Origin of the sequence: Polaribacter sp. (genome assembly GCF_965656025.1) — a bacterium.
In the GTDB taxonomy this organism is placed as follows: Bacteria; Bacteroidota; Bacteroidia; order Flavobacteriales; family Flavobacteriaceae; genus Polaribacter.
In genome coordinates, this window is sequence record NZ_CBFHJT010000092.1 from 1,609 (window position 1) to 3,688 (window position 2,080).

General features: G+C 27.2%; 4 protein-coding genes and 1 pseudogene. All 5 read left to right on the plus strand.

Features of this window, described 5'->3' with window-relative positions; genetic code table 11:
- Window positions 1–555, plus strand: a 555-nt coding sequence (locus ACTG3S_RS13325; RefSeq protein ID WP_439129832.1) for a (Fe-S)-binding protein, incomplete at its 5' end; no start/stop codon positions are given.
- Window positions 556–557: 2 nt separating this feature from the next.
- Window positions 558–950, plus strand: coding sequence for a hypothetical protein (locus ACTG3S_RS13330; RefSeq protein ID WP_439129833.1), 393 nt, complete (start codon window positions 558–560; stop codon window positions 948–950).
- Window positions 951–983: 33 nt separating this feature from the next.
- Entirely contained in the window at window positions 984–1,373 is a 390-nt protein-coding gene (locus ACTG3S_RS13335; protein ID WP_439129834.1) for an SPOR domain-containing protein, read from the plus strand.
- A 5-nt stretch (window positions 1,374–1,378) separates the two neighbouring features.
- Window positions 1,379–1,888 (plus strand): PH domain-containing protein, encoded by a 510-nt coding sequence (locus ACTG3S_RS13340; protein ID WP_439129835.1) that lies wholly within the window; start codon window positions 1,379–1,381, stop codon window positions 1,886–1,888.
- A pseudogene (locus ACTG3S_RS13345) lies at window positions 1,881–2,080 on the plus strand (PH domain-containing protein); the annotation flags it as partial. The gene ACTG3S_RS13340 and the pseudogene ACTG3S_RS13345, both read left to right, overlap by 8 nt.

Below are 2,080 nucleotides of genomic sequence, written 5' to 3' on the forward strand. Positions count from 1 at the left end.
CAAGCCATGATGAACATAGAGGTTTTAAATGGTTATGAAGTAAAAAAAATTGTGACCTGTGATCCTCATTCTTTCAATACACTAAAAAATGAATACCCAGAATTAGGTGGTGTTTATGAAGTGTATCATCACACACAATTTATACAAAATTTAATTGCAGAAGGACGTTTAAAAATAGATGACCATACTTTACAGGGCAAAAGAGTTACCTTTCACGACCCATGTTATTTAGGAAGAGCTAATGAGGTTTACGAATCTCCAAGAGATTTAATTAGAAGATTAGGTGTTAATTTAACAGAAATGAAACGCCATAAAAGAACAGCTTTATGCTGTGGTGCTGGTGGTGCACAAATGTTTAAAGATGCAGAAGAAGGAGACAAAGAAGTGAATGTTTTAAGAACTGAAGATGCATTAGAAACCAAACCGGATATTATTGCAACAGGTTGTCCATATTGTAATACTATGATGACAGATGGTATTAAGTTTAAAGAAAAAGAAGACTCAGTTATTGTAAAAGATATTGCAGAGTTAATTGCTGAGGCTAATAAATTATAAACATGAAAAAACTATCTTTTTTGTTATCAACAATTACAGTTTTATTTTTTTGTAACCAAACAAATGCACAAGAAGATTACAAACAATATTTAAATACTATTTCTAATAGTTTGCCAGAGGTATATCTAAATACCAATGCTAGTTTGTATTATACCATACAAGTAGGTGCTTACAGAAATAAAAATCTAGACTTACAAAGTGTAAACAACATCAATATTACTCCAGAAAATGATATTTTTAAATATAGGTTGGGTAAATTTACTACCTACAAAGAAGCTATAGAGTTTAAAAATATCATAAAAAATGTTTGTACTGATGCTTTTATTGTACCTATCAAAAATGGAGAAAGAATACATATTAAAGTAGCCTTAAAAGAAGACGCTACAACATTGTAAACGAAGTAGTAAGGAATTAAAATTACTTAAAAAATGAAAAAAATAATCGCTTTTGTTACCATACTAATGTTCATTTTTTCTTGTGATAAAAAAGAAGAAAAAAAAGAAACTGATACACTTTTAAATAATGTAAAAAAAGATACAATTACTGTTGCCCCAATAGTTACCAATAAAGTAATTGAAGATACCTTAATTTTTACGGTACAAATTGCCGCTTTAAAAAAAGAAAATACCCAATTGGCAAATTTAAAAGGTGTTCAACTTTTTGTTGAAGATGGTTTGACAAAATATAGAATGGGTAGTTTTAACACCTATTCAGAGGCTAGAAAATATAGAAACCAACTAAGAAAAACCTACAAAGGTGCATTTGTACAAGCTTTAAAAAATGATGCACCAATTTCGATACAAAAAGCTTTAGAATAGTTTTTATGACAGATTCTTTTCAAAATATAGCGATTACAACGTTTCCAGAAATTGCAAAAATTGATTTTAAAAATATAGAAAAAAGCTATTTAAAAGTTATTTTAATAAATGTAACTTTAGTGTTTTTAGTACTTTTTGCACTTTTATTTATTACAGATTTTATTGATTTTTTTGAACTTCATTTTACTTTTTTATGGTTTTATATTAGTCTATTTATAGTTTATTTATTGGTCATTTTTATTAAAATTATTGGTTTTAAAAAAAGAAAATATGCAGTTAGAGAAAAAGATGTTTCATACAAAAAAGGTGTTTTTTTTAGAAGTTTAACTACTGTACCATTTAATAGAATTCAACATGTAGAAATAGATCAAGGGCCAATAGCTCGATTTTTTAATTTAGTTTCTTTAAGTGTTTTTACAGCTGGAGATAGTAGCGACGATTTAAAAATAAGCGGTCTCTTACAAGAAGATGCTCAAAAAATGAAAGAGTATATTAGCAATCAAATAGATGGATAATATAGTAGATTTTAGCCAATTTAGACATCAATCTAAAAAAGGCATTGTTATTATTTATCTAAACTTACTTTATAAAGTTTTCAAAGCTTTTTGGGTGTTGCTATTCTTATTCATCCAAAAATTCACTAAAATTTCTGAAGCCACACTTTTATACATTTATATTGGAGTAGGTTTTGTGTTATTATTTTTTAT